The organism is Janthinobacterium sp. GW456P, assembly GCF_002127655.1.
GTDB lineage: Bacteria > Pseudomonadota > Gammaproteobacteria > Burkholderiales > Burkholderiaceae_D > Janthinobacterium.
In genome coordinates, this window is sequence record NZ_NEHB01000040.1 from 37,826 (window position 1) to 47,021 (window position 9,196).

Sequence of the window (9,196 nt, forward strand, 5' to 3'; positions counted from 1 at the left end):
ATGGCCGATAACCGTCTTGTTATTTCTTAACCTCTGATGATAAATTGGAGTTCGTATCAACCCATCGTGGGCGGAATCCTTTCGCAAACTCTTCCCTGACTTTGGTTAACGAATACTCGTCGCCCATGTCTGCTTCAATTTCACCGATGCAGCCCCAACAATCGCCACCACAGTCAACTGACAGAGGGTCATCTTTCTGGTCCAGTTTTCGACCGCATATACTGCATGTATTTCGCATCTTCAAACCTCTATCCGACTACAAGTTGTATGCGGCCACGGTGAGCGTCGGCTTTTGGCCGGTTACCGCCGTTCATGTACGACAGATTACAACCCTAAGCGGTCGTAGAACCACCGAAGTAGGCGGATCAATGAAGTGAATTCCCAGCGTCTTGCTTATCGTTGATCAACAAGGCGAGATTGGGCTTGTCGCCGTACATGTCGAGTTCACGAGTGGCAATCAATCCCATGGACAGCGGCCCTGGCTTTATTGCCAACGGATTTTCCATCCAGACTCGACAATGAACTGAGACACGCCACTCAAAGTCTCCACCCATGAATCAAAAGCAAGATTTGAATGTGGGCCACCACCACCGTCCCACCATTCAAAGATGAAGTAGCCTCCAGTCTTTTCCGCGTCATACTCCACTCGAACCTGATGAGTTGGATGCTCGGAATTTATGATAGTACCTGTCGTGTTTATCTTTACCATACCTATCTCTATTCGACGCGGTTGCATTATCTTTCGTCCGTCCGCTCCTGGCCGGAATCAGTCACCAAAATTTCCAGCTAGGCTTCTTCGCAGGGGCTGTGGCTGGGCGAGCTCTAAGCTGGCGGTGTAATTGCCCCATCAAGCTTTGGTAGACCAGCATGGAGAATACCTGCAAGTTCCCGACCTTCATATCGCCGCCCAAGTAAGGATGCACTCTCCAACCTAAGCATTCGGCCTCGTCTGGCAATAAGTTACTTTCAGCGGCAATAGGTTGCCAGTCGGCGCAAAACTCTTCGCTCAGCCATTCCTCCGATCTTTTCATACAATTGTATTGCTCGGCATTTTTGGCAATTTGCACGTAATCCCCCTCCAGCGCAGACAGTCGCCAGATTGCTCCATCAGGGGAGCCAAATACCCAGTCGGCCATTACTGTCAGGAAAAGAGGAGTATCCCGCTCGGGGACCAGCCAGGTCCATTCCGACAAAAGTGCCGAGAGGTCATACCGTTCGGCTGGAACCATAAAGGTGCGTTCGCTCATTAAGTCTTTCTCACTAAATTTCGGGTAGTACGTCGGTCTGCTTTTGGCTGCGGACTCAATCGTTCAATGCAACACTTTAACTTAAATGCATCGTTGCAGAGCAGAAATGATGCGAAAGAGACCTCGAATCGATTAAGCCGCGACCCGCGAAACCTGAGGTTGCCGTCGCAAGGCGTTTTGCTGCGGGAACGTTAATGCGGGAACCCGCCGAAGCTGAAGCAACTACGGCTTCAGCGCGGCAGAAGGCTCTGCAGGGCAGGGGTGATAGACCGGCTAGACCCGACCTCGTCGGTGGATCAGGTTGCTATGAGATCGCATACCAGGAGCCTGGCAGGGCACCTCGGCTCTTGCTGGCAGCAAAGGCTGAATCACCGCCCACAGGTCGTCAGGAAGAAGTGCTTTGGCCATGGTGGGTTCTCGAAAACGATGTCAGGTGGGTTTGACCAGTTTCGGGGCCTTTTGTTTTTCTGGACGACGTTTTGTTAGGCGTTCTTAGACTTCGGAGCACGGTTCCGTGGTGCACTGCAAGGTTAGATTTCTGAGTATGAATTCCAGGATACGGAACTGCGTTGGGCAACATAATCCGTCATTAGGACCGTGCATCATGAGTTCAACAGTGACTTTCCCGTCGTCTATGGAGACACTCCGAAACTGCAACCGGTCGCCCAAGACGTAGGCCTTTCCATATTGCTTTCCCGTCCCCTTATTGTTGAAGACGGGGGCAAGGTAGTAATAGATACCGCTACCCCCATTTGACTTCTGTAGAACAGCGATAGCGTCAATGCTTCCATCACCATTAAGATCACCGAACGCATGGTCCGTCAGATAGACTGCGATTGTCTTCTCGTGCATGCCCTGCTCAGCATCGGGAATGAACTCTCGCGCCCCTTCCTGCAAGGTGATGGATTCATCGTCGATTTTGTACGTTAGGTTCTTCAGCGCATCCATTGACAAAGGAGGATAGGTAACGTTTATCGCAGGGTGGCTGGTTGCTCTTGGAAGGGCGACGTATGCCCATGCAGCTGTGCCTGCTAACGCCACGGTCAAAGCCGAAAACACTACAAACATGATGACCCGAAAGGCTTGTTGCTTGGTGAGGCTTGGAAAGATGTTCTTCGCAACGACATCACGACATATATAGAGAAATGCGCCGATGGCAATTCCGGCCGGTGCTGCGATTTGTGCAAAAGATTTCAGCAGATCTGGATTCATGATTCTTGAGAGAGTGGCTTGGGGGATTAACTGGTACTTATACGGACAGGGTGAGCTGATAAGCACGGACACGGGCCAATAAGCACAGACGGGTAGCTGGTTAAAACATAGTGTTAAATAATAAAAACGTCAGCCTACTATCAGGGTTGCCTGAATGGAAAGCTCAATATTTTTTTGGATGTTAGGGTCTGCAACAAAACTGTGACTTTCTTGGTCAACCGCATTCGCGTGGAATGGGAGCATGGCCAAGATAAAAAACAGTAGCGTGTTGAAATTTTTCATATTTCTTTTAAATAGAAATGTACTTAAGGCGATGCGTAGTGATCGTCAGGTCCTGGCTGCGGATTCAATCCCTCTACATTCGTTCTAAAGACGTTCTCGTTTGGCGTTCCCATGCAGCGACATTAACGCCTTTGATCAGAAGCCAGAGGCAACATATGTACTTAAGGCGATGCGTAGTGATCGTCAGGTCCTGGCTGCGGATTCAATCCCTCTACATTCGTTCTAAAGACGTTCTCGTTTGGCGTTCCCATGCAGCGACATTAACGCCTTTGATCAGAAGCCAGAGGCAACATGAACCTTCCGCCACAAGTGCTGGAAACAAAATTGCGGGAAAGAGGAGATGCGCCAACGGCGGATACAGGACCAAACTGAAGCTGTTGATGAGGTAGCACAGACCGGCGATTTGCATCATGGTGCCAATCAACTTTGGAAAATAGCCCGACTTTCGAATGAGGTATCCGACAATCAGGCACTCTACTCCGAAGAAGATCAGTGCCACCCCGAAAGCCTGCGAATGCGAAACGACAGACAGATATGCCAAAGCATGAAGCTGCTGCGGATCTGCGACCTTTAAGGCAACGTTTGATAAAGGGGTAAGTACCGCCTGCAGATGAAGTGCGCTGACACTTTCGACGGCAAGCGAGATCAAAGCAAAAAAAACCGCGAGTAGGGTGATATTTCGATTCACAGGGCGCAGGAGCACGTACCAAATGAACGTCAAAGCGACAGCGCATATCAGAAGTACAAGCTGCCCGGCGACACCTAGGCGCCACAGGAGTTCTGACTCGAGAATGCGTTGGGCGGTTACCGCGGCGTCGCCTGCGACTACTAGGCTGTTTCGAATTACCGCCTCCCCGAGGAGCCCGATGATAATGATGGTCAGGTAAAGCGCTCCTCCGACTCGGGCATAGGCCTGCACAGAATCGTACTTGACTTGAACGTAATTTCGTTCAGGCATGTTTTCTTCCATCCGTATATTGAGTTCCACTCCCTTCACTCTGACAAGCCCATTCTTGTTGTTTGACTAAGCAGGCATCTCGTCGATGCAAGCTGCCCAGCAGCAATTTCACTTTATCAAAACGCCTTTGGCGCGTCCATCGAATTACGACGAGCCGTGATGTAGGCGGCATGACTTGCGGATCTCCGGGGCAAGCGAGGCGAATCCGGTTTGATTTGCACCTCTTGCCGCAATTGGCAGAACGGGCGAAAGTTATTCGCATCTGCGCAGCAAGTCTTGTCGCTTAACAACCTTGACCGTCTGCTCTTGGCCGACTGCTGCCGTCAAAAGGCTATCGTAAATGGTCATCAAAACCCAATGCACGTGTCAATTTTGGAAGTTTAGCCCACAGAATAGCGAGAACCACTAACCCAGTTGGAAGGCCAACATACAGTAGAGCACCTTCCTCAGAAACCTTGAAAAAATACCTGGTCAATCCAGCGGCTAGTAAACCCCAGAAAAGAAACGCTACAACCAAACAAGAAACAATTGTCACCCACTTCCTAAACCACTCGAAGCGGCGCTGGCGAGGCGAATGGAGTTCATATCTTTCCATCTCATAAGTCCCATAAAATTTCCTACTTTCAACTTCTCGTAGTCAAGGCGCATCAACATTTTTAGCAAGTCGAACGGCTGGTTTTGGCCGGATGCGGCCAATTTCACTTATTTTCTTTCGATTGAAATGATGCCCGCATGTCTTCGTTCAGCTGTATAAATTCACGTACTAACCTATCGCAAGCCGACTTGCTAGCTTGGCACTGCACATTCATTTTGATGGATATTCTTCCGTCATGAGAAACGATAGCTCGCCTGACCAGAGCCGGATAAGCTGGATGGCCTTCTGGGGCAAAGGACCAAATCACATTCATGTCCTGCTCAGTTGCAATTGTCCAGTTACCTTTTTTGCTTATTTCGGTACCCGGCTTCGCTCGTAGCGCAGCCAATGCTTCGGACACAGATTTATACTCAATGGCCGAATGTTCGGTCTCGGGCAAGGGCGTTTCCTGAGCATATGCTGAAACGCAAGTAAAAAAAGTAAGAGCCAATAGTCGTTTCATGCTCATCTCGGTTGAGTTCTTGAACCATCCGCTGCTGGCCGGTTGCGGCCAGTGGCCACAATGAAGCCGTCTGTCCCGCAAATTCCGCTATTTGACTCCGACGGCACCCCAGCCATCGTAATACCCATTGCGCACTTCCGCCAGGGATTGCAGCGCGCGTGTAGTCGCCTGCATTGCTTGCAACTCTGGCACCATCTTGCGCTTGGCGTGAATTTCCCATTGCTTCGTGGTGGGCGGCTGGCCAACGCCTACAATCTCGTATCCCAAGGCACTGATTTTCTCTGCAGTGGCAACCGCGTCGTCCTTTCGTGTAAAGACAAGAAAGAAATCGATGTCATGTACTTTGGTAACATCCGCGCAGTTCTGACGCAGAGTCTCTATGACCCGTGCATCCTGTTGTTCGGCAATTGACGTTTGAGCACAGACTGTCGATGCTGCACACCATGCAATTACCAACGTCGCACAGGTTAACAGGCGAAGTGACTTCATAGAGATGTGATCTTTCTTGATCTAGTATAAAAATGTGGTGGGCACGTTGGCCAACGACGGCTGACTGTCTGCTTCTGGCCGATGGCTGCCTTTTTTACTGGATGCTAAGTCGGAAGCGATTTCCATCTAAAGGCTGCAGTACCAGACGTGGTGGTCTCCCTTTTGGCCAGTCCAGCAGTCCGCGTTGACTTAGCCACATCTTAATATACGCTTCGCTACTATCCCTGAACTCGGGACAATGATTCCAAAATCCGGGCGTGAGATTGAATTGACGAAGTTCCCCGTCCAGTTCAACCAAAATATGTTTCCATAGTGGACTAAAGTAGTGGAAACGATTTGCCGGGCCAACACGAACCCCAAGCTGTCTTTTTCCAGAACTTGCCCATACGGTAGCATCCATGACATCTCTCTAGCTAAGAACTTGAAGGGCAGCTATTGGCCGATAACGGAAGCGCTACGCGGCTCTCCAAATTGATTCGAACTCTTGATAGGAAATCGCACTGTACCCTGGCTCCGATAAATCAAGAGGCTTTTCTGATATCCCGCCAAATTCGTCGCCCTCATGCTCGGCACTATAGCAAAGCAGCGGACCAGAATTGTACTGTTCAATTTGTCGGGTAACCCAGCCTGCACCATCGACTTCAAAGTACCACCAGGACGTGCCCCATGCATCGTACCTATCACCTCTAGTCTCGTTCCAGTGTCTTTTACGTAACTTGGCATACTTAAATTGAGTAATGAAGGGTAACGTCAATCGTCCGCTTCTGGCCGCTTGCCGTCGTTGGCAGATTCCGCCCCTTTACGGACGTTCAAAGAAGCTGCTTAATTCGTCGCAAAGCGCGCGATTCAGCAACTGAAACTTGAGGATGAACATGGTCAGCACATGTGATGGCGATCGGCAGAAGCGCCTTTGACGGTCGCTTCTCGATTTCCATGGCAACTGCCTCACCCAGAAAGAAGTCGGCGTCATTGGCGAGTAATTGAAGCAACGGCAGATCTTTAAGGTCCAGCGAAGGCAGAAGGCTGACGATTAGGTCATTGCATTCCTGACGGTGGAGCGTGAGAATGAAATTCGCTAGTGCCGCCTGGTCCCTAGCGACAGGGCTCAAACGCGGATGTAACTCAGACACAGACAGCCCTTCGGCTTGAGCCTTACGCACGGAGTCTAAGAAATCAGTCACGCTTTCAAACACCATTCGCGAATCGCCGTCGTGCGAAAGAAAAAAAACACTTCCAGCCAATGGCTCGACCGTAATTAAAAAATGATGGTTGCTTGTGTTTTCGTCATCCAATACGTTGCCGTGGAGTTCTCGTACTGTCGGGTGAAACGCAAAGAGTTTGCTCTGATCTACCACCGTCTCCGCGTCAAAGAGCGAACTGGATGTCCAGTCGGCGCGCTTTAGCTCATCGAAATACTTTTGCAGCATAGAATCCCTTGGCGATACTGAACGTCTGAAATTGGCCGGCTGCCGTCTTTGGCCGGTTATGCCACGAAGCGGACCGTGGCGTTACGGCATATGGTTCAATGGATATTTGAATTGCGCATGATGACGTCTGCGACCGAGCTACCAACATCTGGCGCGAGCGGAAGGCTTGGATCGGTGTAGGTAGCAAGATTCGCGCGCCTGTCATCGGATACGACCGCCTTGAGGACATGATTGACATCAGGGAGTAGCACAAGCGTCGCGTGCGGAGCCGCCTGTTTGAGCTGGTGAGCGTCCGCTTCGCTGACTTGAATGTCACGCTTACCCTGTAGCACTAGCACCGGCTTTTGTTCATCCGCTAGGAGGCGACGTGGATCGTAAGAAAATTCACTGATCAGGAATCCTTGCACTTGGGGGGCAAACAGGCCCTGCAGGGCCGGGTGCATGCTGGCAGTATCAACCCGCCGGCCCTGTTCCAGCGAGTCGATTGCCGACATTGCTTGGCCGACGAACGGACCGTTCGCAGGATTCGCCTTGATCTGTTCGCGCAAGACTTCACCCAACGGGCGTCCGGCGGCGGCTACCAATACAAGACCGCAAACTCCAGGTTGATTCTTTGATGCAGCCATTGCGACCAGTCCCCCTTCGCTGTGGCCTATGAGCCAAATACAAGCGGCCCCTGTACGTTTTTGCAGGCCCGCAACCCAGGCATTCACGTCGTTCACGTAATCGGCGATCGTCACCGCATTAGCGTTCGGCGTTGCCGCAGCGCTCGCAAACATGCCGCGTTTGTCTATGCGGACGGTCGTCATACCGCGCGCAGCCAGGTCCTGGGCAAGGAGTTTATAGGTCGATGCACGGATGCCTAGCGGACTGTTTCCATCGCGGTCTGTCGGGCCAGAACCAGGAATGATCAGAGCGACCGGACCTGGTTGCGCACCCGGAGACAGCATTACCCCTTTCAAGGGCCCCGTTGGCCCCGCCGCTTCGACGTACGTCTCTACTGGCTCTCCATGTGCCTGAATTGCGACCGTCAACAACGGGATGATAAATAAGAGGGAATTCAATTTCGTCATAATGGTCACTAACATCCTAGCCGTTCATTGACTTGCGAGACGCAAGCGAAATGTCCTAGATTGCGACCCTCATCTTTATTGGGTCTGCATTGCAGGAGTTTGTGGTTTTGGCAACATATTGACAGAAATCAATGATTTACAAATGTACGAATTTCACCTCCAGAGGGCCGCTCCTGGCCGATAGCGGCACTAGAGCATAGCGGATTGCCAAGCAGAAATTCTCACACATTGTCACTCTGCTCTAAATGGCCGCTTCTGGCCGACTGATGCCCTTTCAAATTCCAGGCCAAACGGCTAACTAAACGCCATCCAATGCGGCTTCTGAGTGAATTACGGTCGCATATTCCCCGTCAAGATTGGCAAGGGCCATGGCATGTACCTCATCGGCAGAACGCTGCGTGCCATTAAAGTCAACCTTCGCGTATGCATAGGTGCCGTCAGATACTACGAAAGTCTTGAAGCCCAGGTTGCCAGCGGTTCGTGCAGTACTTTCTACGGAATTATTGGTACTGACCCCGACGACGACGATGGCTGATTCGCCGCGAGCATGGAGCCAACGCTCAAGCCCTGTATTGATGAAGGCATCGGGTACGTTTTTCTCGACAACATGCTCATGTGCCAGAGGTGCCAGCGCCGGCTGGAATTCCGCACCGGACTGACCTGGCCAGAACGGAGAACCTGTTGTCCGGGACATGTGACGGACATGCACTACGGGAGAGTTGCGGGCGCGCCAGGCGCTTCACAGTTTCGCGATGGTAGCCTCAGCGTGATGATTGTTCCGGACATCAGCCTTGGCCCAGGTCATTCCCACTTGCATATCGATAATAAGAAGAGTTGTCATATTCGTTGCGCATGAATTTTAAATACCGGATGAGGGTAAGACGAACGGCAGCTCTTGGCCGAAGGCCGCCGTCAGCCCCACTGCAATTATTTGCATCGTAGCCATTCATCCCAAATTTGAGAAGCGAGGTCACGATAATCGGTTATCGGCCCGGCAGTCTCGCTGTCGAACCATCTACAAAATTCCTCGTGAACTATAAGTTGCACATCGGCTTCAGATTTGGCATGCCTCAGTCGGGGAATAATTGTCCCGACCTCTGGTTCGTATTCGTCAGTGTTCGTTTCAAAATTAATACCAATTGGGTCAGCCCTGAACAGTAGCGTTGAGAGCGCATCGAAGAGCTCACGATACTGTAGTCGAACAGCTTTCCTCTTCTCTATCTCGGTGCTAACCATCAATACTATCCTGTTTTCCGGCTACAAAAATGACCGTCTGCTCTTGGCTGCGGATTCAATCGGTGGTCGCAACACTCTAACCTAAACGCCTAGGTTACAGGAGTGTTGAAGATGAAACAGAAACCACGCATTTATTACACCGAGAGCCAGAAGGCCTTGATGTGGGAGCGCTGGA

At 51.1% G+C, this 9,196-nt stretch carries 7 protein-coding genes and 1 pseudogene; all 8 read right to left on the minus strand.

From position 1 onward, the window contains the following. Positions 1-770: 770 nt before the first annotated feature. On the minus strand, positions 771-1,247 hold the full coding sequence (locus tag CBW66_RS25875; protein ID WP_086140546.1) for a hypothetical protein: 477 nt from the start codon (positions 1,245-1,247) through the stop codon (positions 771-773). Positions 1,248-1,739: 492 nt separating this feature from the next. Then, positions 1,740-2,459: a hypothetical protein gene (locus CBW66_RS28810; RefSeq protein WP_139841786.1), complete on the minus strand. Its 720-nt coding sequence runs from the start codon at positions 2,457-2,459 to the stop codon at positions 1,740-1,742. Positions 2,460-2,952: 493 nt separating this feature from the next. Then, positions 2,953-3,699, minus strand: a complete 747-nt coding sequence (locus CBW66_RS25885; protein WP_086140553.1) for a DUF4386 domain-containing protein — start codon at positions 3,697-3,699, stop codon at positions 2,953-2,955. Positions 3,700-4,397: 698 nt separating this feature from the next. Beyond that, positions 4,398-4,796: a molecular chaperone DnaJ gene (locus tag CBW66_RS28815; RefSeq protein ID WP_139841787.1), complete on the minus strand. Its 399-nt coding sequence runs from the start codon at positions 4,794-4,796 to the stop codon at positions 4,398-4,400. Positions 4,797-4,883: 87 nt separating this feature from the next. Then, on the minus strand, positions 4,884-5,285 hold the full coding sequence (locus CBW66_RS25890) for a ribonuclease E inhibitor RraB (protein WP_086140548.1): 402 nt from the start codon (positions 5,283-5,285) through the stop codon (positions 4,884-4,886). 809 nt (positions 5,286-6,094) lie between these two features. Then, on the minus strand, positions 6,095-6,712 hold the full coding sequence (locus tag CBW66_RS25895; protein ID WP_086140549.1) for a hypothetical protein: 618 nt from the start codon (positions 6,710-6,712) through the stop codon (positions 6,095-6,097). A 95-nt stretch (positions 6,713-6,807) separates the two neighbouring features. Then, positions 6,808-7,800 carry an alpha/beta hydrolase gene (locus CBW66_RS25900; RefSeq protein ID WP_230492386.1) on the minus strand — a complete coding sequence of 331 codons (993 nt, stop codon included), beginning with the start codon at positions 7,798-7,800 and terminating at the stop codon, positions 6,808-6,810. 283 nt (positions 7,801-8,083) lie between these two features. After that, positions 8,084-8,509: pseudogene (locus CBW66_RS25905) on the minus strand (isochorismatase family protein); the annotation flags it as partial. Positions 8,510-9,196: the final 687 nt, after the last annotated feature.